This window comes from Paraburkholderia fungorum, assembly GCF_902833645.1.
Classification (GTDB): Bacteria; Pseudomonadota; Gammaproteobacteria; order Burkholderiales; family Burkholderiaceae; genus Paraburkholderia; species Paraburkholderia fungorum.
In genome coordinates this window covers 43919-67526 of the sequence record NZ_CADFGE010000015.1, presented here as the reverse complement: position 1 = coordinate 67526, position 23608 = coordinate 43919, and the positions used below count along the sequence as shown (strand labels likewise).

Genomic DNA, 23608 nt, shown 5'->3' with positions numbered 1-23608 from the left:
AAATGGACGTAACCGTAGCGTGGGCCGCGATCATCGCACTGGGCCTATTCATGTACGTGGTGCTCGACGGCTTCGATCTGGGCATCGGCATCGTCTTCCCGTTCTTCCCCGATGAGAAGGAACGCGACCTGATGATGAACACCGTCGCCCCTGTGTGGGACGGCAACGAGACCTGGCTGGTGCTCGGTGGCGCGGCGTTGTTCGCGGTGTTTCCGGTGGTCTACTCGACCGTGCTGTCCGCGCTGTATCTGCCGCTGATTTTCATGCTGGTGTGCCTGATTTTCCGCGGCGTGTCGTTCGAGATTCGCGCCAAGGCCAAGCGCACGAAACATCTGTGGGACCTGGCCTTCATTGGCGGGTCAGCGGGCGCCACCTTCTTTCAGGGCATCGTGCTGGGCGCATTTTTGCAGGGCATTCCGGTGATCGACGGCGGCTACGCGGGCGACGCCTTCGGCTGGCTCACGCCGTTCAGTCTGCTGACAGGCCTCGGTCTGGTGATTACCTACGCCTTGCTCGGTTGCTGCTGGCTGGTCGCGAAAACCGAAGGCGATCTGCAACGCCGCCTGCATCGCGTGGTGTGGCCGCTGACGCTCGTGCTGCTGGGGTTCATCGCGATGGTCAGCCTGTGGACACCGCTGCAAGATCCGAATATCGCGCAACGCTGGTTCCACGACAATCTGTTCTACCGTCTGCTGCCGGTGCCGTTCCTTGTCGCGATCTGCGCGTTCTTCATGCATCGCGCGGTACGTGCACGGCATCACAACACGCCGTTCGTGCTGGCGCTCGTGCTGGTGCTGCTCGGCTATGCCGGGCTGCTGGTGAGCTTGTGGCCGTATGCGATTCCGTCGAGCATGACGCTCTGGGAAGCCGCCGCGCCACGCTCGAGCCAGATGTTCACACTAGTCGGCGCGGCGGTCATTCTGCCGATCATCATCGCTTATACGACGATGGGTTATTGGGTATTTCGTGGCAAGGTGCGTCATGGCGACCAACATCACTATCACTAAGGACGCGGGCGCCGACATCGCCCGCAACAACGCGCCTCACCCGCCCGCGCGCCGACTGCCCGGCTGGCTCTGGTTCATCGCGCTGTGGTGCTTCGGCGTGGGTTCGGCGGTGTCGCTCGGTTTCGCGTTCAAGCTGCTGATGAACGCGACGTTATTCGCGGTCAAATGAAATGATGTATTGGCGTGATCCAATCCGGCGCGCATAACCTGCGGCTTCCCGCGTAGAACGCTTCAAAATTGTGTCATTCGGTTCGTCTTCCTACCAAGCCGGAACCTATGCGCGGGAGACCTGCCTTACACAATAAGCTGGTGCATCGAACCAGCCGGCGATCATATAAATAAGACTGTCAAATTATGCGGCGGGCCGCGAAGCCCGCCGCGCCATCGATCGGCATATGATCGCGGGGTAACGGGCAATGACGCCAGACGAAAATAGAAGTAAAACGGCAAGAGCAGCCAGAAGCACGGCGGTGGTAGTCCACAACGCGCAGGTCCGACTCGCGGAGACATTATGAAGTTTCTTGTGGCCGACGACCATGAACTGATCCGGCAAGGCGTCAAAGGGTTGTTGCGCGGTCTCGATCCCGACGCGCAATTCGACGAAGCCGACAGCTGGGAAACCCTTGCCGCCGCCGCGCGGCCCGACGCCGACCACGACCTCGCCATCGTCGATCTGCACATGCCCGGCATGGGCGGCGCTTCGTCACTGGAGATGCTGTTGAAGGCGAACCCCGCGCTGCCGGTCGTGGTCCTCTCCGCTGAAGAATCGCCCGACGAAATGCGCGCGGTGCTGGCCGCCGGCGCGCTCGGTTTCGTGCCCAAGCGGCAACCCGCCAGCGTCATGCTCAAGGCGATCGAACTGGTTCTGTCGGGCGGCGCCTATGTGCCGATGGAAGCGCTCAGCCTGCTGGGCTCGCGCGAGACGCAAGCCGCCCCGGTGCATGCCGACGCGGCGGGCGAGCTGGCCGCTCCGGGAGCCACCCATGCCCCGGCGCAAGGCGGCGCCACAGTTACAGAGCCGATCGCGCAACTCCAGGCGCTGCAACCGCACCAGCAGCATTTGCTGGAGAACCTGTCGCCCAGGCAGCAGGACATCATGCGGCTCGTGCACCGCGGCTGGACCAACAAGATGATTGCGCGCGAACTGGGTGTGGCGGAAGGGACGGTCAAGGTCCACCTGTCGGTGATCTTCCGGGCGCTCGGCGTGCACAACCGGTCCATGGCGATCGCCGTGATCAACGGCTGGCTCGAGGCTGGGAAAACCCTGTAATCCTGCGACCTGCAACCGTGTAAGCGCGGCTCGACGGGCGGCGCTCGTGCCGCCTTGCATGCCGCACTTTAGGCCGCTCGCCCCTTGTCCAGTTCCGCCTGCTGCCACAGCATTTCCAGCGTGCGCCGCAGGCGCGCCGGCGTAACCGGTTTGTGCAGTACCGGAATGCCCTGCAAGGCCAGCGCCGCCAGTTCCGCCGACGCCATGTCGCCCGTGATCAGCAGGGTCACCACGCCCTCATGCCCCGCCCGTGCGAGTACATTGCGCACGGCCGCGAGCGCTTGCGCGCCGGTTCGGTGATTGGCCAGCTGGTAGTCGCATAGCACGGCATCCGGCACGAAACCGTCTTCCAGCGCGACCAGCGCGTCGACCTCGTCGCGTGCCCCACGCACGATACACCCCCAGCGCCCCAGCAGACTCGCGAGACCTTCGAGTATCGACGGTTCGTCGTCGATACATAGCACGCGCCGCCCTTGCGCCGACGGCCCACTCCCCACGGTCTCGTTCAGGCTCGCGATAATCGCCCTGGCGTCGCCCGTGCGCACCGGAAAGCGGAATGTCGAGCCACGCCCCGGCGCCGAGCGGAATTGCAACTCGCCTTCGAGCATCTCGACGAGGCGCTTCACCGTCGGCAAACCCAAACCGTGCCCCTGGCGCGCGTCGCGCTGCGGATTGGCAACCTGGTAGAACTCCTCGAAGATGCGTTCGTGTTCCTCGGCCGGAATGCCGACGCCGGAGTCGCGCACCTCGATATAGCCGCCCGTAGGCCGCCCGGCGCGGCGGAACCCCACCCAGATCGCGCCTTCGTCGGTATAGCGCACCGCGTTCGAGAGCAGATTGCTCAGCACGCGTTCGATCAGCACCGGATCGTCGTGCAGGACCATCGAGGTTGGCGCGATCCGCAACGCGAGGCCCTTGGCCGCGGCCTGCGGGCGGTACTGGCTGCCAACCCGTTCGAACAGTTCCGCAAGCCGGAAATGCAAACGGATCACCTGGGTCACGCCGCTTTCGAGCCTGGCAAGATCGAGCACCTGGTTGAACAACTGGTTCAACGCTTCGACGTTGTAGACGATGTGCTGGGCCGTCTTCGCATGCTGCACAGGCGTCGCCGCCGTGTCGTTGAGCGAAGCCGCCAGCAGGCCGATCGCATGCAGCGGCTGCCGCAAATCATGGCTCGCGGCCGCAAAAAATCGCGTTTTGGCAAGACTCGCCTCTTCGGCGACACGCTTTTGCGCCGCCAGCGACTCGGCCAGATATTGCTGATCGACACGCGCCTGCACCACCTGGTGGAACAGCTTGCGATAGCTCAGCGCGTAGACGTTGATCGCGCAAAAGAAGAACGCGAGGACGATGGCGAGAATCGTGCGGTCGAACGTATGCGTGCCGAAGTGCAGCACGATCGACGGCAGCAGCAGGAACGGAATCGAGGTCGAAAAGTTAAGCAGATCGAAGCCGTTCGACATGAACACGCCGGCGGCCAGCGTGACGAGCATCACCGTATGAAGCAGCGGCAAGTCGGTTTGCGGGCTCTGGAACGCGAACCACACCGCGAGCCCCGGCCCGCTATACAGCAACACACCGCGCACCGCATGCAGGTTGATCCAGCCGCGCGGTGTGACGAGCTGCGGGTAGCGGCGATGACAGATCCACAACGCGAGTCCGGCGCAATTGGCCACCGCATAAAACCCGAAGCACGCCACGAACAGCCGCGGCGACGGAATATTCGGCCAGTAGATCGCCACCAGCACCGCGATCGAGAACCAGTGGGAAAAGAAAGCGATCGGATCTTGCGCGTAAAGCACGCGCACCAGGTCTTCGTCGATTGCACGCTGGATGGGTGCGGCCCGCATCATGCGGTCTCCTCTTGGTCGGGCACGGCAGATTCGATGGCGTTGGACGGAAGTTCAGCGACGCGGACATCGTGCAGGCCCGGCGCGCGGGAGGTACGGCATCAGGTATTGCGGTACTCGACCGCGCCGTTGCGGCCTTGCGGTGCAACCCACGGCTTTCAGAAGGCACACAGGCAAACAGGCAAAACCAGCCGGACGCACGAATGGTTTACCCGACAGTTTACCCATCAGCTACCACTTAATCCATATAGGCGAAGCCGCCGCCGGAAACCATACTGACGTCACTTTCAAGCGCGGTTTAACAATTCCAGCTTGCCTTCCTTGCCTGCAGTCGAGGCTCCCCGCGCTCCCTGTCTTTCCCCTTATGGAGGTTTTCATGGGCGCAGTTCCGAGCCACGCGTTCGTCCGCAATCTCGACGATGCGATCCTGCCCGACCTGTGGCGCCGCCGCACCCAGTTGTCCGGCGACGAAATGGTGTCGATGGTCGATCTGGTCAAGCGGGCGCTGCGTACCTATCACCCGCTTGAACTCCAGGCCCTCGGCGAGGACAAGGAAGAACTGGTCGCACAGTTCATCTACGCGAAAGTACTGCGCCTCGCACCCGGCCACACGGAGACCAACGCCTGCGCCGACAGCGCGCCGTCCAACGGCTACGCACTGTGCGCGTATTTTCGCCGCTACCTGATCGACTGCCTGCGCAGCGCCGGCCATCAACGCAATGTGTCGATGGAAAACGAAGGCATGGCGCAGGAAATCGATCTGCACGCGCAGGCACTGGAAGACCCGGTCGAAAGCGTGTTGCTGCAATACGGTCTCGACGAAGCCGGCGTGCGGCTCGCGGCGCGCGCCTTCATCGACAGCCTCGACGAGCCGGAGCGCATCGTGCTGGCCGGCAGTCTCGGCTGGTGCTCGGAAGGCAAAGGTGGCTTGTCGGCAGTCGCAGCTCAGCATCGGGTGCCCTCATATCACTATCGCGCCGTCAAACTTGGCGTCACCATGAAAAAGACGGCCGGCGCCGCCGAATTTTCCAATACCAAGATCGGCCGCTGGCTGACCGACGCGCTCGGCATCGAAATCGACGTCGACAATCGCGCCGTGATTCTGCTCGCGCTGAACCTGCTCGCCGCCGAATCGAGCGACAGCGAAATGAATGAAGTAGCCGCCTAATAGCCTCTTCAAGGACCGGCGTGGAGCGGCAGCGGGTTTCTTCTTCCTTGTGGAAATCGCGACCGGCTCCACGTACGCGCCCCGTACGATGCGCCTTTTTTTGACATCGCGCACCGCCTGCGATAAAAAAGCCGCTGCCGCACGCCGTCTTCCTTCCGAAGTCCGGGTTCCCCTACCCGGCATCTCCTTCCTGACGAGGTGGTCCTGATGAACCGCTTATCGAGCGTCCTGACAGCCATGCAGCCGCATTACGATGTCGTGGTGGTGGGTTCGGGTTATGGCGGTGCGATCGCCGCGAGCCGTATGGCGCGCGCCGGCAGAAGCGTGTGCGTACTGGAGCGCGGACGCGAATTCATGGCCGGCGAATATCCGCGCACGCCGATCGAAGGCGCCGCGCAGATTCAATACAACACCGCCCTCGCGCAAATCGGCTCGCCGCTCGCGCTGCTCGAAGTGCACGTGAATGACGACGTGAATGCGGTGGTCGGCTGCGGCCTGGGCGGCACCTCGCTGATCAATGCGAACGTCGCGCTCAAAGCCGACCCGCGCCTATGGGATGACGAACGCTGGCCCGAGGCGCTGCGCGCCGACCAGGCGGGACGCGACAAAGGCTACGAACTCGCCCACGCGATGTTGCAGCCGTCGGCGGTGTCCGGCGATTTTTTGCAGTTGCCGAAACTGCAGGCGCTCAAACAGTCCGCGCAGGCGCTCGGCATGGCAGATCGCTTTTACCCGCCGGAGATCACCGTCACCTTCGAGGACCGCGTGAACGCCGCGGGCGTCGAACAGAAGGCCTGCGTCGGTTGCGGCGATTGCAACTCGGGTTGCAATTACGACGCGAAGAATTCCACGCACATGAACTATCTGCCCGATGCGGTCGCGCACGGCGCCCATATTTTCACGGGCACGGCGGTGCATTCGGTGCTGCGCGACACCGCCACGCAAAAGTGGACCGTGCGCTTTCAGGAGGTCTCGCTTGGCCGCGAGAGCTATGACGCGCCCGATCTGTTCGTGAGTGCCGATATCGTCATCGTATCGGCCGGCACGCTCGGTTCGACCGCCCTGCTGCTGCGCTCGCGCGAGGCGGGTCTGAGCGTTTCGGGCAGGCTCGGCCAACACTTCACCGGCAACGGCGACGTCCTCGCCTTCGCGTACAACACCGAGGAAGCGATCAACGGCATCGGCTGGGGCGCGCACGAGCAAGGCGAGATTCCTGCGGTCGGACCAACCATTACCGGCATCATCGACCACCGCAATACGCCTGACGTGAAAGACGGCTTCGTGATCGAAGAAGGCTCGCTCGCCGGGGCGGTCGGCGCCGCGATGGTCGCCTTGCTTGGCGGCGCCGCGCCGCTCGAAGGCGTCAACATTCCCGCGCCGCGCGCCGCCGGCGAGCCGCTCGGCTACGATGCGCGCGTGATCGAAAGCGTTCTGCGAGGCCCCTATCACGGCGCCCTCAACCACACGCAAACCTACCTGGTGATGGCGCATGACGACGAAAGCGGCCAGATTACCGTAGACGATAAAGGCAGGCCGCGCATCGACTGGCCGAACGCCGGCAAGCAGCCGATCTTCCAAACCGTCGAAGAAACGCTCAAGAAAGCGCAGGCACCGTTCGGCGGCAAATACCTGCGCAACCCGATCTCCACCAGCCTGCTCGATAACCGCACCGTCACCGTGCATCCGCTCGGCGGCTGCGGGATGGGTGAGGACGCAACGCGCGGTGTCGTCGACCACCAAGGCCGGGTTTTCAGCGGCACCGCGGGCAATGCGGTGCACGATGGCCTGTATGTAATGGATGGCGCTGTGATGCCGATGTCGCTCGGCGTCAATCCGCTGCTGACGATTTCAGCGCTGGCGGAACGCAATTGCGCGCTGCTCGCCAAGGCGCGAGGCTGGAACATCGACTACGAGGCCAAGGGTGCGGCCCCCGCCCCGGCGCCTCAGCAGATTGGTCTGCGCTTCACCGAAACGATGATCGGCACCTATACGCCGACGGTCGTGGGCGACGTCACCGCCAGTCCGATCGAATTCACGCTGACGGTCGAATCGGACAATCTGGCCGAGATGCTGAGCAATCCACAGCATCTCGCCCACACCACCGGCACGCTGACTTGCCCCGCGCTTAGCGCGCAACCCATGACGATCGCCGACGGCACCTTCAACCTGTTCGTGGTCAATCAATCGGAGGTAGACGAGCGCAACATGAATTACCACATGACGCTCAACGCCACCGAAGGCAAGACGTACTACCTGAGCGGACAGAAGATCATCACCCGGACCTCGCCGGTCAATCTGTGGGAACAGACCAACACGCTCTACGCGGAAATCCGCGAGTCGGCGCAAGCGGATGCGCCGCCGATCGGTACGGCAACGCTGATCATCACACCCGAGAATTTCCTCAAGCAGCAACGCACGCTCGAAGTCACCAACGCACCCGATCTGGAATCGCGCCTTGAATGGACCCTGAAGTTCGGCAAGTTTTTCGCGGGTGTGCTGTTCACCGAATACGGCGGCGTGGCCGCGCCCTTGCAGTTTTATGATCCGCAAGCGTCGCCGCGCCTGAAGCGCGCGCTGCGCGCACCCGTGCCGCAAGTGGTCTTTTTCGACACGCCCGACGGCACCACGCTGCGGCTCACGCGCTACGCCGGGCCGGCCAATGCACCCCTGCGCCCCGTGCTGCTGATTCACGGTTCGGGCGTGTCGAGCCGGATCTTTTCCACCGATCTGACAGGCACCAATCTGGTCGAATATCTCTGCGCGGCGGCCTACGATGTATGGCTCGTCGATCTGCGCGTCAGCATCGAAATGCCGAGCGTGCTCGCGCCGACCAATGTCGACAAGGTCGCTCGCGAGGACATTCCGGCCGCGGTCGCCAAAGTGCGCGCGTTGACCGGCCTGCCGGAGATTCAGGTGCTGGGCCACTGCATGGGCGGCATGGCGTTGACCATGTCGCTGCTAAGTGGCCTCGAGGGCGTGCGCTCGGCGGTCATCTCTCAGGTCTCGGCGCATCCGGTGCCGGGCACCTTGGAAAAGATCAAGTGCGGGTTGCATATCCCGGACATCATGGCGCATCTCGGCGTGCACGACCTGACGGCCTTCACGGAACGCGGGACATGGCCTCAAAATCTGCTCGATGAAGCGTTGCGGCTTTACCCGCTCAATCACAAGCAGGGCTGCGGCAGCGCGATCTGCCACCGGGCCACCTTCCTTTACGGCCTGCTCTATGAACATGAAAAATTGAGCGAGACGCTTCACTCGAACCTGCAGGAATTGTTCGGCGTGCACGACATCGAGGTATTCAGGCATCTGGCCGCCATGGTGCGAGCGGGCAAGGTTGTCGATGCGGCCGGCAAAGACGTTTACCTCACCGGGACGGGCGGCATGAAAGGTCTGGAGGGCATGCGTCTGCCGATCGGCTTCATCCACGGCGAAAAGAATGAAACCTATCTGCCGCAGAGTACCGAGTTCACGTTCGACCTGCTGGTCAGGCACTTCCCCGAGCAGCCGTATGAGCGCCATCTGATTCCCGGCTACGGGCATATCGACTGTATCTTCGGCAAGAACGCGGCAGTGGACGTGTATCCGGTGATTGCACGGTATCTGAACGCGCATTGACGAATGCCGGAACGCGCCGCCGCTACAGGATCGGAGAATCCGGCGGCAGCGTACCCGGGTTGCAAGCCGTGCGCCGTTCGGGCTGCTGTTCAGGTATGGTATGTATATGGGGGCGGGTCGCCGCGATTGCGGCCAGCGCACCCGGCGCGGTGAGTCCGTCACGCGCTTATCCACATCGAACTGCCATGCTTATCCGGATGAAAACCTTTTTTCTGACTACGTTGGCCGCAGGACTGCTGGCCAGCACCGTTGCGACAGCAAACGTACAGGCCGCCGAACTCCACGTGATGACCTCGGGCGGCTTCACCGCCGCCTATAAACTGCTCGGCCCCAAGTTCACGGCCGCAACCGGCAACACGCTCGACACGATCCTCGGGCCGTCAATGGGCAAATCGCCGGAAGCCATTCCGAACCGGCTCGAGCGGGGTGAACACGCGGACGTGGTCATCATGGTCGGCTACGCGCTCGACGATCTGATCAAGCAAGGCAAGGTGATTCCCGGATCGCGCGTCGAGCTTGCCGATTCCCGCATTGGCATGGTGGTGCGCAACGGCGCGCCGAAACCGGATATCAGCTCGGTCGATGCGCTAAAGGAGACCTTGCTCCATGCCAGATCGATCGCCTACTCGGACAGCGCGAGCGGTGTCTATATCGAGCGCGAGCTCTTCAGCAAGCTTGGCATCGAAGCTCAGGTGAAGAGCAAGGCGAAGATGATTCCGAAGATTCCGGTCGCATCGGTGGTTGCCAACGGCGATTACGAACTGGGATTCCAGCAGGTCAGCGAGTTGCTGCCGGTGCCGGGCGCCAGCTTCGTCGGAAAGATTCCGGAGTCGGTGCAATCGGTTACGCGCTATGCCGCCGGCATCCCGGTGGGCGCCGAACATCCGCAAGAAGCAAAGGCGTTGCTCGACTACCTCGCCTCGCCCGCTGCACAGCCCGTGGTAACGTCGACCGGCCTGGATTCGGTCGCAACGCATTGACGCAGCGGCCTCGGGCTGGCCGGCAAACGTGTCCGGCCAGCCCGTCCACTTTGCATGGCCGGACATAAGCAGCCCCTCACGGTCGATGGAAGCCGGGCTGTAGCCTTCACACTTCAGAACATTTCAAAGAAAACCATGGAACAGTTGACCTTCGGGGCTTGCGTCAAAAAAGGCTGGATCAGTTCGTGGCAAGCCGTCACACAGATGCCCTGGTTGTTCCTCGGCGTCTGCATCGTATTGGCTTGCACCTCGCTACTGACAGGAGAACGCCCCGCCGTCATTGACACGATGGATGCGACGACGCGTGCGGGCCACGGCCTGCTCTCGCTGGTCTGGTTCTTTCTGCAACTGGCGGTATCCGGCACGCTGACCATCAAGGTCCATCGTTTCGTGCTGCTTGGCGAAGGCACGCAGCCGCTAGTGCCGCTCAACGGCAAGCCGCTCTTGCGCTATGCGCTGGTGTGGCTCGCCATCATGCTGATCGCGCTGGCGATTACAGGATTCACCTTTTTCGCCATGCGCGCGCTGAAGATGGGGTTCCTGATCTATGTGCCGCTGCTGCTCATCTATCTGTTCGTGCTTATCCGTCTGAGCCTGCTTTATCCGTCCATCGCGCTCGGCAGCCGGGTTGCGCTGCGGGCAGCGTGGCGGGACAGCCGTGGACACGTATGGAGCATCATCGGCGTGGGCTTCGTGACTTATGTGCCGCTCTTTGTGGTCACCGCCCTGATATTCATGCTGGTCGGCCCGACGATGATGGCCGCGCACCAGACCCAGGGCCTCGCCGTCTTCGCGATTATTCAGGCGCTGCTCAATGCTGTTTTCGTCGTATTCGCCGCAGCCTCGCTTTCATGGCTGTACCGCCGCTACGCCAACGAACTGCTGACGCACGCCGAAGCCGCACCGCGCTAAATCGCGCGGTACGCCGTAACTCAGAACAGCTTGCCGGGATTCAGAATCCCATGCGGGTCCAAAGCGTGTTTGATCGCGGCCATTGCGGCCAATTCAGCCGGCGAGCGCGAGATCGGCAAGAACTCGCGCTTGAGCAAGCCGATCCCGTGTTCCGCCGACACCGAGCCGTGCAGCGGCCCCAGCATCTCGTAGACGAAGGCATACACCGTACGGTGATCGACACCGGGGATCGAATGGCCATCCACGGTGACATGCAGATTCGAATCGCCGATATGGCCGAAGAAATACGACGCGTTGCCCGGCCAGCGTTGATCGAGCGCCGCGCGGCACCGGTCGACGAAAGCACCGATCTCGCCGATCGGCAAGCTCACGTCGAAGTTGATCGCATCGAGCCGCACCGGAAACTCGGCGGTGCATTCGCGAATTGCCCATAACGCGCGCACGTCGGCCATCGATTGAGCGATTACCGCATCGCGGATCGCTTCTGCGTCGAGCGCTTCGGTGAGCGCGGCGGAGAAGCGTTCGCCGTCGTCGCCCGCGTCGAAGCTCGCGTGTTCGATCAGTGCGTAAAGCGGGTGCGGGTCGGCGAACGGCGAACGCGTGCCCGTCAGTTTCACGCCGAAATCGTAAAAATCCGGCCACATGATCTCGAACGCGCCAATGTCGTTGCCAAAGCGCGTCGACAGTCGGCGCAGCAGGCTGACGGCCGCGTCGTAACCGTCGAGTGCGACGAGCGCCGTGTGACGCGCCGCGCGCGGCGGATGAAGCCGCAAGACCGCGCGCGTGATCACGCCGAGCGTGCCTTCCGAACCGATGAACCAGTGTTTCAGGTCGTAGCCGGTATTGTTCTTGACCATCTTGCCGAGCGACGTCAGCACGTCGCCGTTGGCGAGCACGACTTCGAGGCCGAGCACCTGGTCGCGCGCGGTGCCTGACTGGATCACGCGATTGCCGCCCGCATTGGTCGCGAGGTTGCCGCCGATCTGGCACGAGCCGCGTGCGCCCAGATCGAGGGCAAGTTCAAAGCCGGCTTCGGCGGCGGCTTCCTGTGCGGTTTGTAAAGTCGTGCCGGCGCGCACGGTGAGCGTGGCCGAGGCGGCATCGATTTCTTCAACGCCGGTGAGCCGTTCGAGCGACAGCGCGATATCGGTCGCGCGGGCAATCGCGCCGCCCGCGAGTCCGGTCATACCGCCCTGCGGCACCACGGGTTGATGTGCTGCATGACAGATTGCCAGCGCGCGCGAGACTTCTTCCGTGCTGCGAGGCAAAAGCAGCGCGGCGGGACGCGTTGGATCGTGACGTGTCCAGTCGGTCAGTGCATGTTCGCCGATCTGCTCGCCGGTGCGCACCGCGTCGGCGCCGAGCGCGGCACGTAGCGCGTCGAGCGTCGCCGAAAGCGGTGCGACGCTATGGGTTGCGCTGCCCGCTGCGCCGTTTGCCAAACTCGTATCTGTCATGCAGTGGTTCCTTGCGTTCCTTGAGCGGCCGCTTTCTTCCTATAACCCATCGAATCGTTGATCCGCCCGAGAATGTAATCGCCCGCGGCGACCGGCTGATACTTGAGGTCGGCGTCGCTCGTGCCGAGTTCACGCGGATCGACCGTCGCACCGTAAGTAGGATCATAAAACGTCGCGATCGAATAGCGCTCGCGCCCCGATGCATTGATCACGCGATGCAAGGTGGAGCGGAAGCGATCGTTGGTCCAGCGCGCCAGCAGATCGCCAACATTCACCACGAAGCTGCCCTCGATCGGCGGCGCGTCGACCCACGTGTCGTTGGCGATCTCGCGCACCTGCAAGCCCCCTACCTGGTCCTGCCACAGCAGGGTAATGCAGCCGTAGTCGGTATGCGGTGCGACGCCGAACTGATCCGCGTCCGATTGGGGCGGCTGCGGCGGATAGTAGACCATCTGCGTGCGCTGCATCCGCTTCGTATAGCGCGGCGTGAAGAAATGCTCGTCGACGCCGAGGCTCACCGCCACCGCCCGCAGCAGATCGGCGCCGCACGCGGCCACCGCTTCGTAATAACCATAAAGCGCGGGTTGCAACTCAGGCATGAAATCCGGCCAGTTGTTCGGCCCCCGCAAAGCCTGACCCGCGCGCACATCGGGATCGTCCTCCGGCAATTCGAGGCCGATGCTGAAGAACTCCTTGTAGTCGGGGCGCTTCGCCTGATACATGGTAGCGTCGCCGAGCGCGTTGAAACCTCGATGCCGTTGATTGACCGCCACGCGCCGCTTCGTCTCGACGGGAAACGCAAAGAACGTACGTGCCGCCTGGGCGGCTGCATCGATTGCCGTTTGCGGCACGCCGTGATTGACGATATAGAAGAAGCCGATCGTGGTGCACGCTTCGCGGATTTCATGCGCCACGCGGGTCAAGGCCTGCGGGTCGCCCGCGCGCACGCCGGCAAGATCGATGATCGGAATACGGGTCACGGGCATTGCGCTGCTCCCTGGAAGGCCGGTCGATTCAACTGATAAAAGAGACGTGTGAGTCGGCTTGCGAATCGCGCCACTCGCGACACCTCGCGACACGCAGGCGCGCTTCGCGCGTCCGCGTGCCTGTTCGTTGTGTGTGCGTTGCCGGCTCGTTGCTTCTTCGTTGTATATACCGCCAAAAGCGCACCCGCAAGTTGCTTCGCGCAGCTTCACATAAGGGCTTTTCTCTACTCGCGCGTTTATTTATTTCGCGCCAAAACTGCGGTATATACTGCCTCGAATGATTCGCGCAGAGTCTGCTGACGAACCGCTTTCGCGCGACGCGATTTTGCCAACCGGAGAATCCCATGAGCATCCTTGCAGGATGGAAGTGTCGTTTGGTCATGCTGGCGTTGTGCGCGGCAAGCATCACCGCCCACGCAGACGATCAACTCGCCAAAGTGAAAAAAGCCGGCGAGCTGGTGGTCGGCACCGAAATGCAGTTCGCCCCTTTCGACTTCCTCGAAAACGGCCAGCAAGCGGGCTTCAATAAGGATCTGTTCGCCGAGGTGGGCAAGGAACTGGGCGTGAAAGTGCGCTTCATCGATTTGCCTTGGCCAAGCGTGCTGCCGGGTCTCGAAGCCGGCAAGTTCGATATGGTGGGCGGGCCGCTGACGGTCACCAAGGCGCGCATGGAACGCTACACGTACACGCTGCCGATCGCGGACGCCACCGACGCGCTGCTCAAGCGCGCCAACGACAGCGCGCTCAAGCAGTCGTCGGATATTGCCGGCAAGACTGTCGGCGCGGGCAAAGGCTCGGCCCAGCTCGACCAGTTGAAGGCCTACGTCGCCACCTTGCCGAAGCCGCCTGAAATCCGCGAATACGTCGACAACAATCAGGCCTACGCCGACCTCGCCGCCGGCCGGATCGCGGCGGTCGCGAACTCGATGACCAATATCGCGTATGTCGCCAAACAGCGTCCCGAGACCTTCGCCGTGGTACAGCCGCCGTTCGGCGCGAAGGTGTACTTTGCTTATTGCCTGCGTAAAGACGCGGATAGCAAGCCGCTCGCCGACGCCTTCAACGCGGCGCTCGTGAAGATGCACAACGACGGACGCCTCGCGGCCCTGCAGAAGAAGTGGTTCGGTGTCGCGATGGACGCGCCGACCACGATGCCGGCGCCGAACTATTGACGGTTTGATGTTTGGAGGGACCGCTTATGTTCAGCACGACCGTCTTCCTCCAGGGTTTGCCGCTGCTATTGCATGCGGCACTCGCCACCATCGGCATTTCGTTGACAGGTCTGCTGATCGGCTTTTTCGTCGCGATCGGCGTATGTGCGGCGCGCCTCTCGCCGAGGCGCGCGGCGCGCATGTTCGGCGGCGCTTATGTGTTTTTCTTCCGCGGCGTGCCGATGCTGGTGCAACTGCTGCTGGTGTACTACCTGCTGCCGTTCGCCGGAATCAATGTCTCGCCCATCGTCGCGGCGATCAGCGCCGTGTCGTTATGTTCCGCTTCGTATATCGCCGAGATTCTGCGCGGCGGTTTTCTGAGTATTCCGCCGGGCCATCTCGAGGCCGCGCGCATGCTCGGTCTTTCACCGTTCGATATGCTGCGGCGCATTCTGGTGCCGCAGGCGTTTCGCCTGACGCTGCCCTCGCTTGTCAACGAAATGGTGCTGCTGATCAAGGCTTCGTCGCTGATCTCGGTGGTCGGTGTGGCCGAACTGACGCGCACCGCGCAGAACATTGCGGCCAGCACCTATCGGCCGCTCGAAGCCTACGTCGCCGCCGGGCTGATTTACTTCGTGATCTGCGGCAGCCTCGCGCTCGTTGCGCACGCCGCCGAATACCGTTTGCAGCATGCCTGAACGCCCCTGAGCTCGAGATCGGATAAGTCATGCAAACGCTCGACCCCACCGTCATCACGCACAATCTGCAGCCGATTGCCGCCGGCCTCGCCACCACGCTCGGCACCTGGGCTGCCGGCGTGGCGATCGGCATCCTGATCGGCTTTCTGATCGCCGTGCTGCAACTCTTTTGCGGACGCTGGGTGCGCGCTCTATTGCGCTTCTATATCGAGCTATTCCGCGGCACGCCATTCCTGGTGCAACTGTTTTTGCTGTACTACGGCGGCCCTTCCTTCGGCCTCACGCTCGAACCGATGACAGCCGGCGTACTCGGCCTGGGTCTCTACGGCAGCGCGTATTTCGCCGAGGCGTTTCGCTCCGGCTTTCAATCGGTGCCACCGGGCCATCTCGAAGCAGCCTCCTGTCTCGGGCTCACTCGCTGGCAAGCAATCCTGCGCATTCAGGTACCGCAAATGCTGGTGCTGATCGTGCCCGCGCTCACCAACCTGATCATTGTGCTGAGCAAGGAAACCGCCGTGCTGTCGATCGTCACCGTCCCCGAACTCACCTTCGTGCTGACCGGCATCGGCTCGGCTACCTTCGCTTTCGTCGAGACGCTGCTGGTGCTATGCGTGTGCTATCTCGCGCTGGTTGAATTGACCTCGCGCGCGGGTATGTGGGCAGAAACCCGCATCGCGCGCTTCATGGCATGAACGCAATCCGGACCTCCCTATGAACGCCATCGCCGACATGCCCTCCTCCGCGTCTAACGCCGCCTTCGATACGCCGCCAAGCGCGCCGCTCATCGAAGTGCGCGGCCTGAAAAAACGCTTCGGCGAAGTCGAGGTGCTGCGCGGCGTCGACCTCGAGATCGCCCGCTCCGAAGTGGTCTGCATCATCGGGCCGTCCGGTTCGGGTAAAAGCACACTGCTGCGCTGCCTGGCCGCACTCGAAACCTACGATCACGGCGACGTGCGCATTGAAGGCGAGCTACTGGGCTATAGCGAGCGCAATGGAAAACGCGTGCGAGCGTCGCAGAACGAGATCAATCGCGTGCGGCGCAACGTCGGCATGGTGTTTCAGCAATTCAATCTGTGGCCGCACATGACAGCGCTCGGCAATGTGATGGAAGCGTTGCTGCGCGTGCGCCATCTGTCGCACGACGAGGCGCGCCGCCGTGCCAATGCGATGCTGGAAACGGTCGGCCTCGCGCATAAGGGCGACGCCTATCCTGCGAAACTCTCGGGCGGCCAGCAGCAACGCGTCGCGATTGCACGCGCGCTGGCGATGGAGCCTCACATCATGCTGTTCGACGAACCGACCTCGGCACTCGATCCCGAGCTGGTCGGCGAAGTGTTGCAGGTGATGAAGCAGCTTGCGCGCGACGGCATGACGATGGCCGTGGTCACGCACGAAATGGGGTTTGCCGCGCAGGTGGCCGATAAGGTCATGTTCATCGATCAGGGACGTATCGCCGTGCAAGGCAAGCCGCGCGAAGTCTTTCACGATGCGGGGCAGCCGCGTTTGCGGCAGTTCCTGCAAAACTATTTCGACCGTAATGCGTTCTGGACGCGCGGCCCTGATGACGTGGAACCGCAATGAAAACCACGCACGCGGCGATTGAGCCGCCCGCCGCCCGCTACGAACAGGTCAAGAACCATATCCGCCAGATCATCGAATCGGGCGGCCGGCAAGCGGGCGAACGGCTGCCGTCCGAGCAGGAGCTGGTCACGACACTCGGCGTGTCGCGCATGACGGCGAATCGCGCGCTGCGCGAACTGGCCGATGAAGGTCTCGTCACCCGCGTGTCCGGCGTCGGCACCTTCGTCGCGCAAACCAAACCACAATCCACGCTGCTGATGATCGCCCATATCGGCGACGAAATCCGCTCGCGGGGTCACGAATACAGCTACGACACAGTTCTCGCGCAACGCGAAACCGCGCCGGTGACCGTGTCGAACGCACTAGGGCTGGCACCCGGAGCGTCTGTGTTTCATGTGATTTGCGTGCATCGCGAGAACGGCTTGCCGGTGCAGCTCGAAGACCGTTACGTCAATCCGGTAACCGCGCCCGACTTCCTGAAGCAGGACTTTGCCACGACGAGGCCGTCCGAGTATCTTTTCCTGACGGTGCCGGCGCACGACGTCGAACATGTCGTCGACGCGGGCCTGCCGACGCGCACCGAGGCCGAATTGCTGGAAATTCACGCCGACGAGCCGTGCCTGACGCTGATGCGCCGCACCTGGACGAGCGGCGTTGCGGTCACGTTCGCACGCTTCGTGCATCCGGGTTCGCGCTACCGGCTGGGTTGCCGGTTTACGCCGGACCTGTCGCAGCGCCAAGGCTAGCGGCGCCCACGCCGCGCACCGTCGCCCTCGCCCTGTGGCCCTCGCCCGCCTCGCGAGGACGCCGCCTGAAGATTGCCTGCTGGCTGCTTATACGTTGCCCGCCAGATGAAAACGTGATGCCGGATGCCACAACTGCACCGACGTCGCCACATCCTCGCCGACCCAGGTGCGGCGCCATAGCTGCAAGCAAGGCTCGCCGATATCCATCATCAGATGCCGCCGCACATACGCGTCGGGCTTCTGCGCATAGATGCGAAACTCCGCGCGCTGGATCGGCGCGAGCCGCACCATGTAATGATTCGGCGTCTCGACGGTGAAGTCCTGTTGCAGGTAGTCGGGAAACACCTTCGGATTGACGTAGCGATCTTCGTACTGAATCGGTTCGCCCTCCTCGCTATGCACGATGCACGAGTGAAACGCAGGACCGCTGGCGAGGCCGAGCGCTTCGAGCGCGTGCGGATCGTCGCTGGGTTCGAGCATCAGCACGCGCGCTGAATGACGATGACCGCGCGCGGCGATTTCGTCGGCAATATTGCGGATTTCCAGTACCGTCGATTCGTAACGCTGCGGCGCGACGAACGTGCCGGAACCTTGCACGCGCGTCAGCACCCGTTCGGTGGTGAGCTCGCGCAAAGCGCGCGACACGGTCATGCGCGCGACGCCGAATTCCTTGACCAGTTCCGTTTCGGATGGGATCAAGCCGCCCGGCTTCCAGTCCCCTTCGCTAATGCGCCTGAGTACATAGCGTTTGATCTGCTCGTAGGCGGGCATCGCTCTCGCGGGTGTCTCCTGGGTGCGGCCAGGCGGGTCCTGCGTCTCTGCGGCTTGCGGGTGTGTGTTTGTAATAGTGTTCACGTCGACCTCGTGGGTGGTACGCGGGTGGTACACATTTTTGGCCGGCTCACCGGCGGGTAGCCCGCTCACCGGCTTTGTCTCCGTTCATGCAATCCGTTCATGCAATCCGTTCATGCAATCCATGCATGCAATCCGTCAATCAGGTCTGCCAGTCGGGTCTGTCAATCGCAGGCCCAACGACCCGGGCCCGGCAAGCGGCCCTTCAACCTGCATGGGCGGCCGCGTTGCCGTCATTGGCAGCCGGATCGGCGCCGAGCCTGTTCGCGGCGGCCACACTCGTCACGCTTGCCAACGCAGCAAGACTCGCGCCGCCGCTCAAAGCACCCGACCCGGGGCGAATGTTACCCGGGTTTGGCAGCGGCGGTGGCATTCCGTCGGCGATCATGCGAAACGCAATCGCCATGTCGTCCGCGAGCGGCCGGTCGTCGCGGTAAGTCGGTACGACGCCGCGCACGCGATGCCAGAGCGCGTCCGTGTGCGGCGCGCGCGATGCGTCGACGCTCTGCAGATCGTAAGCTTGTGCCGCCGCCAGCAACTCGATAGCGACAATGCGTCCGGCATTGTCGAGAATCTCCAGCGCCTTGAGCGCGGCAGGCGTGGCATGGCACAGGTGGTCCTCCTGCAAACCGGACGTGATACCACCGTCGAGACTCGCCGGCATCGCGAGGCGCCGGTTCTGCGCCACCAGCGAAGCCGCCGTGTACTGCGCGATCATGAAGCCGGAACAGGTGCCGCCCGGCTCCGCAAGAAACGCCGGCAAGCCGCTCACGAGCGGATTGACGAGGCGATCGAGGCGCCGCTCGGCCATCGCCGCGACTTGCGCGATCGCGGTGGCAAGGCTGTCCATCGCCAGTGCGATCGACGCCCCCACCGCGTGCGCCTGCGAATAGACGCGTGGCGCTTCCGGCGTGCCGGCGACGATCGGGTTATCGGTAATCGATGCGAGTTCGCGATTGACCACGTCGGCGGTCGCGGCGAGCACGTCGCGCGCGGCGCCATGTACGTGCGGAATGGTCCGCATGCTCAACGGGTCTTGCGTGCGCTGGCCGATCACCGCGGCGAGAATGCCGCTGTGCGCCAGCGCGGTGCGCATCCGCTCGCCCACCAGGTTCAGACCCGGCGAAATGCGCAACGCCAACGAGTCTTCATCGAAAGCCGCGATCTGGCCACGCAGGTTCTCGAAGCTCATCGCGGCGACCACATCGGTCCAGTCGAGCAGGCGCGCGGCACGCGCCAGCGCCAACGCTGCGAGGCCCGTCACGCACGGCGTGCCGTTGACGAGGCATAGCCCCTCCTTCGCGTCGAGCACCAGCGGTTCGAGGCCGAGCAGTTGCAACGCATCACGCCCTTTGAGGCGTTCGCCGCGATAGCGCACGTGGCCCTCGCCAATGCACACCAGCGCGATGTGCGCCATATGGCTCAGATAACCGACCGAGCCGAACGCCGGCACTTCCGGCAGGCAATCGGCATTGAGCAATGCGACCAGTCGATCCGCAACTTCGAGGCGAATCCCCGAATGCCCGTGCGCAAAGTTGTTGACGGCGGCCGCCATGATCGCGCGTGTCTCAGCGACACCGAGTGGCGCGCCCACGCCTACCGCGTGGCTCATCAGAATGTTGCGCGACAGCGTGCGTTGTTCGGACGGCGACACGATCACATCGCACAACGCGCCGACGCCGGTATTCACGCCATACGCGCGAATCCCGCGCTCGACGATCTGTTCAACAAGTACGCGCGCCGCGGCGATGCGCGAGCGGGCTTCGGCGGAAAGCTCGAGCGGTTCGCCGGCGGCGATTGCCGCCACCTGAACCCAGTCGAGAGGACGATCGGAACGGATCACGGCCATGGTAGTGCCCGGTGCAGTGAAGTGGAGTGAAATGACGACGGGATAACCCGCGAATGCCGATGAATCAGTTAGTCGTGCGATCCTGGTGACTCGACACGAACTGGCGGAACCGGTCCGACTTGCACTCGACGAATACTTCGTCCGGCGTACCATCGGCTTCGACCTGACCTTGATGCAGGAACATCACGCGATTCGACACGTGCCGCGCGAAGCCCATCTCGTGCGTGACGACCAGCATGGTGCGGCCTTCTTCGGCGAGCGAGCGCATCACACGCAGCACTTCGCCGACCAGTTCGGGGTCGAGCGCCGAGGTCGGTTCATCGAACAGCATCACCTTCGGATGCATCGCCAAAGCACGCGCAATCGCCACCCGTTGCTGCTGACCGCCGGACAGATGCGCCGGATAGTGGCCGCGCTTTTCCGCAAGGCCGACTTTCGCGAGCAACGCTTCCGCCTCCTCAACCGATTCGGCGCGGCTGCGCTTCTGTACGCGCATCGGCCCTTCGATCAGGTTCTCCAGCACGGTCATATGCGACCACAGGTTGAAGTTCTGAAACACCATGCCGAGTTGCGAGCGCACCCGGTCCACCTGACGGCGGTCGCTCGGCTGCAGCTTGCCGTCGCCGCGCCGCTTCATTTTCAGCTCTTCGCCGCCGAGCGCGACCGAGCCGTCATCCGGCGTTTCGAGCAGATTCAGGCAGCGCAGAAAGGTGCTCTTGCCGGAACCGCTCGCGCCGAGAATCGAAATCACGTCGCCTTGATGGGCGTCCAGCGAAATGCCTTTAAGCACATGGTGGTCGCCGAACGACTTATGGATGTTCTTGACCGACAGTGCAACAGGTGCCGTAGCGTTCATAGGGTTCTCCAGATTCTGCAAGAAGTGCGATCGTTCAGGGCGTAGCGCGGCGTGCTTCGGTCGTGGTCGAAACGGGCCGGTTCGGCGCGCTTTGCGCGGGCGCCGCACGCAGATGGCGCGACAGGCGCGTCTCGAGCAAACCGAGCAACCGCACAATGACGAAATTCAGGAACAGATAGATCAACGCGGCGCAGATGAATACTTCCGTCGTGCGGTATGTTTGCTGAATGATCTGCTGCGCGACACCGGTCACTTCCCACACGGTGACGAGACTTGCCAGCGCGGTGGATTTGACGAGCAGCACGGCCTCGGTGGAGTACGCGGGCAGACACTGACGCAACGCAATCGGACCGATCACACGGCGCAGCAGCGCGAAACCCGACAAGCCGATCGAATAACCCGCTTCGATCTGGCCGACCGGCACGGCCATCAAACCACCGCGGATAATCTCCGCGGTATATCCGGCAGTGCACAGCGCCAACGACAAAACCGCGCACATGTACGGCTCGCGTAACACCGGCCACAGAAAGCTCTCGCGAATCACGCCGAACTGGCCCATGCCGTAGTACACCAGGAACATCTGGATCAGCAGCGGCGAGCCGCGGAACACAAGAATATAAGCACGCGCGAAGCGGTTCGGCAGCCAGTGCGGCGACACGCGCATCGTGACGATCACGAGCGAAAGCAAGCCACCCAGAATCAGCGAGCAGAAGAACAGCCCGAGCGTGGTCGGCACGGCCGCGATCAGTTGCCGCAGCGTATCGAGCAGGAAATCGAAGTCGAAGTGCATGATGTCCGGTCCTCGTCAGTTGCGAGCGAAGTTGCGCTTGAAGGATCGGCCCACGCGCGCTTCCGCGCGGTTGAAGATCCGGTTCGAGATGCTGGTCATCAGCAGATACAACGCGCCGCCCACCACGAAGAACGTGAAGTACTGGTGTGTCGAACCCGCCGCCACCTGGCTCACGCGCAGCAGTTCGGCGAGCCCCGTGACGGAAATCAGCGCCGAGTCTTTCAGGCTCAATTGCCAGACATTGCCGATGCCCGGCAACGCGAAACGCAGCACTTGCGGAATCAGAATGCGGCGCGCCATGGTCATGGTGGGCATGCCGATCGAACGCGCCGCTTCGAGCTCGCCGCGCGATACCGCGAGCACCGCCGAGCGGTACACCTCGGCCTGATACGCGCCGGAAATCATGCCGACAGCGAGCGCGCCGACCACGAACGGCGGCACCCCGACAAAGCCGTCCGCGCCGAACCATTGACCCACCGTGGTGACGAGCGTCGAGCCGCCGAAATAGAACAGATAGATGACGAGCAATTCAGGGACGCCACGAAACACCGTGGTGTACGTATCGCCAATCACGCGCAGCGTGCGAAACCGCGACAGCTTGGCCGCCGCGACCAGCGCGCCGAATACGGCGCCGACCGCGAGCGCTGCCAGCGTGAGCGCGACCGTCATCAATGCCGCGAGCAGCAACACGCCGCCCCAGCCCTCCGGCCCGAAGCCGAGCATCCCTATCAGAGCCATTCCCTACCCCTCATCCATTGCGACGGATCGAACCCGTGGGCCTGCCCGGTTTCTTCACACCGCGCAGGCCGTTACTTCTGAACGCTCAAACAGCTCAGGAGCGAATCAAGGCGTGACGTCGGTCTTGAACCACTTGGTGGAAAGTTTCTTGACGGTGCCGTCTGCGAGCGCGGCGCTAATCGCGGTGTCGAACTTCGCTTTCAGGTCGGCATCCTGCTTGCGGAACGCGAGGCCTTCACCCGGACCCCAGATCGGGCCGCCGATCTTCGGGCCGGCCATGATGATCGACGCGTTGTCCTTCTTGTCCATGTTGGCGGCGTAGTAGGTCACGTCGTCGAACGAGGCGTCGATACGGCCATTGGCCAGATCGAGGTCGCGCTCAGGCGAGGTCTTGTAGACACGGATCGTGGACACGTCCTTGAAGCCGTCGTTGATGAATTTGGTGTAGACCGTGCCCGACTGAATGCCGATGGTCTTGCCCTTCAGCTGCTTGCGCAAAGCGTCGACGGTGGGCTGATCGGTCTTCGGATCGCCCGACAGCTTGACGACCGGCGCGCCAGGCGCCGCCTTGGGCAACACCTTCGCGTCGGTCACGGCGAACGTGGCCGGCGTAGCGGCGTAAGGCCTCGAGAACGCGATGATCTTTTCACGTTCCGGCGTGATCGAAATCGCGTCCATCAACACGTCGAACTTGCCCGCCTGCAGACCGGGAATCATGCCGTCCCAGTCTTGCGCCACGAGGTTGCACTGCAGCTTGATGCGCTCGCACAGATTGGCGACCAGTTCAGGTTCGAAGCCGCCCAGCTTGCCGCCCGGCAACGTCAGGTTCCATGGTGCGTAACCGCCTTCGAGGGCGATCGTCACCGTCTTCCAGTCTTTGGCCTGCACGGGTGCCGCGAAAATCGTCGCGGCGCCGAGAATGGCACCCATCAATGCTTTTGCTAACGTCGTGCGCTTCACTTTCACGTCGAAACTCCTTGGATTGGGGAAACCGCCGAACTGGACTTTTAACTGCGCCTTAATTTGTATAGACAAGTCTGCATGAGTCAAAAAGCCATCGCAAGAGGATTTGTTTGAAATCATGCGGATCATCGGGTAA

At 63.0% G+C, this 23608-nt stretch carries 21 protein-coding genes; 12 read left to right on the top strand and 9 right to left on the bottom strand.

The window, feature by feature from the left end; all coding sequences use genetic code 11:
* Window positions 1-2 precede the first annotated feature (2 nt).
* From cydB to HWX91_RS34145, 3 genes are all read left to right on the top strand, one after another.
* Window positions 3-1007: a cytochrome d ubiquinol oxidase subunit II gene (gene cydB, locus HWX91_RS34155; RefSeq protein WP_028197366.1), complete on the top strand. Its 1005-nt coding sequence runs from the start codon at window positions 3-5 to the stop codon at window positions 1005-1007.
* On the top strand, window positions 982-1176 hold the full coding sequence (locus HWX91_RS34150) for a hypothetical protein (protein ID WP_028197367.1): 195 nt from the start codon (window positions 982-984) through the stop codon (window positions 1174-1176). The genes cydB and HWX91_RS34150 overlap by 26 nt, the downstream gene beginning before the upstream one ends.
* Before the next feature lie 342 nt (window positions 1177-1518).
* Window positions 1519-2277, top strand: a complete 759-nt coding sequence (locus tag HWX91_RS34145; RefSeq protein WP_028197368.1) for a response regulator transcription factor — start codon at window positions 1519-1521, stop codon at window positions 2275-2277.
* A gap of 68 nt (window positions 2278-2345) precedes the next feature.
* Here the strand turns inward: HWX91_RS34145 and HWX91_RS34140 are convergent, their stop codons facing one another.
* Window positions 2346-4127 (bottom strand): ATP-binding response regulator, encoded by a 1782-nt coding sequence (locus HWX91_RS34140; RefSeq protein WP_028197369.1) that lies wholly within the window; start codon window positions 4125-4127, stop codon window positions 2346-2348.
* Window positions 4128-4503: 376 nt separating this feature from the next.
* Here HWX91_RS34140 and HWX91_RS34135 point away from each other — a divergent pair, with 376 nt between their 5' ends.
* From HWX91_RS34135 to HWX91_RS34120, 4 genes are all read left to right on the top strand, one after another.
* Entirely contained in the window at window positions 4504-5295 is a 792-nt protein-coding gene (locus HWX91_RS34135) for a hypothetical protein (RefSeq protein WP_028197370.1), read from the top strand.
* A 207-nt stretch (window positions 5296-5502) separates the two neighbouring features.
* Window positions 5503-8913, top strand: coding sequence for an alpha/beta fold hydrolase (locus HWX91_RS34130; RefSeq protein WP_028197371.1), 3411 nt, complete (start codon window positions 5503-5505; stop codon window positions 8911-8913).
* Between the two features lie 197 nt (window positions 8914-9110).
* Complete coding sequence (locus HWX91_RS34125; protein ID WP_028197372.1) at window positions 9111-9893, top strand: substrate-binding domain-containing protein; 783 nt, start codon at window positions 9111-9113, stop codon at window positions 9891-9893.
* A gap of 135 nt (window positions 9894-10028) precedes the next feature.
* Entirely contained in the window at window positions 10029-10805 is a 777-nt protein-coding gene (locus HWX91_RS34120; protein WP_028197373.1) for a hypothetical protein, read from the top strand.
* Window positions 10806-10825: 20 nt separating this feature from the next.
* Here the strand turns inward: HWX91_RS34120 and HWX91_RS34115 are convergent, their stop codons facing one another.
* Both HWX91_RS34115 and HWX91_RS34110 read right to left on the bottom strand, forming a co-directional pair.
* Window positions 10826-12262: an FAD-binding oxidoreductase gene (locus HWX91_RS34115; RefSeq protein WP_028197374.1), complete on the bottom strand. Its 1437-nt coding sequence runs from the start codon at window positions 12260-12262 to the stop codon at window positions 10826-10828.
* Window positions 12259-13248 carry an isopenicillin N synthase family dioxygenase gene (locus HWX91_RS34110; protein ID WP_028197375.1) on the bottom strand — a complete coding sequence of 330 codons (990 nt, stop codon included), beginning with the start codon at window positions 13246-13248 and terminating at the stop codon, window positions 12259-12261. The genes HWX91_RS34115 and HWX91_RS34110 overlap by 4 nt, the downstream gene beginning before the upstream one ends.
* 344 nt (window positions 13249-13592) lie before the next feature.
* On the opposite strand from HWX91_RS34110, the gene HWX91_RS34105 reads away from it, so the two are divergent.
* Genes HWX91_RS34105 through hutC (HWX91_RS34085) form a run of 5 tightly spaced genes read left to right on the top strand, consistent with a single transcriptional unit; the run spans window position 13593 to window position 17424 of the window.
* A complete protein-coding gene (locus HWX91_RS34105) occupies window positions 13593-14420 on the top strand; it encodes a transporter substrate-binding domain-containing protein (RefSeq protein WP_028197376.1) in 828 nt (275 codons plus the stop codon).
* A 26-nt stretch (window positions 14421-14446) separates the two neighbouring features.
* Complete coding sequence (locus tag HWX91_RS34100; RefSeq protein WP_028197377.1) at window positions 14447-15097, top strand: amino acid ABC transporter permease; 651 nt, start codon at window positions 14447-14449, stop codon at window positions 15095-15097.
* Between the two features lie 29 nt (window positions 15098-15126).
* On the top strand, window positions 15127-15789 hold the full coding sequence (locus HWX91_RS34095) for an amino acid ABC transporter permease (protein WP_028197378.1): 663 nt from the start codon (window positions 15127-15129) through the stop codon (window positions 15787-15789).
* Between the two features lie 19 nt (window positions 15790-15808).
* Complete coding sequence (locus tag HWX91_RS34090; RefSeq protein ID WP_028197379.1) at window positions 15809-16678, top strand: amino acid ABC transporter ATP-binding protein; 870 nt, start codon at window positions 15809-15811, stop codon at window positions 16676-16678.
* A complete protein-coding gene (gene hutC / locus HWX91_RS34085; protein ID WP_028197380.1) occupies window positions 16675-17424 on the top strand; it encodes a histidine utilization repressor in 750 nt (249 codons plus the stop codon). Before HWX91_RS34090 ends, hutC (HWX91_RS34085) begins: the two co-directional genes overlap by 4 nt.
* 87 nt (window positions 17425-17511) lie before the next feature.
* Here hutC (HWX91_RS34085) and hutC (HWX91_RS34080) read toward each other — a convergent pair whose 3' ends face one another.
* The 6 genes from hutC (HWX91_RS34080) to HWX91_RS34055 form a co-directional block, all read right to left on the bottom strand.
* Window positions 17512-18195: a histidine utilization repressor gene (hutC, locus tag HWX91_RS34080; RefSeq protein ID WP_028197381.1), complete on the bottom strand. Its 684-nt coding sequence runs from the start codon at window positions 18193-18195 to the stop codon at window positions 17512-17514.
* Window positions 18196-18481: 286 nt separating this feature from the next.
* A complete protein-coding gene (locus HWX91_RS34075; protein ID WP_028197382.1) occupies window positions 18482-20125 on the bottom strand; it encodes an HAL/PAL/TAL family ammonia-lyase in 1644 nt (547 codons plus the stop codon).
* Between the two features lie 64 nt (window positions 20126-20189).
* The gene (locus HWX91_RS34070) at window positions 20190-20981 is read right to left on the bottom strand and encodes an ABC transporter ATP-binding protein (protein WP_028197383.1); all 792 of its coding nucleotides are present in this window, start codon (window positions 20979-20981) and stop codon (window positions 20190-20192) included.
* A gap of 34 nt (window positions 20982-21015) precedes the next feature.
* On the bottom strand, window positions 21016-21771 hold the full coding sequence (locus tag HWX91_RS34065; RefSeq protein WP_028197384.1) for an ABC transporter permease: 756 nt from the start codon (window positions 21769-21771) through the stop codon (window positions 21016-21018).
* Window positions 21772-21786: 15 nt separating this feature from the next.
* Window positions 21787-22509 (bottom strand): ABC transporter permease, encoded by a 723-nt coding sequence (locus HWX91_RS34060; protein ID WP_028197385.1) that lies wholly within the window; start codon window positions 22507-22509, stop codon window positions 21787-21789.
* A gap of 105 nt (window positions 22510-22614) precedes the next feature.
* Entirely contained in the window at window positions 22615-23439 is an 825-nt protein-coding gene (locus HWX91_RS34055; protein WP_221306593.1) for a transporter substrate-binding domain-containing protein, read from the bottom strand.
* Between the last annotated feature and the right edge of the window lie 169 nt (window positions 23440-23608).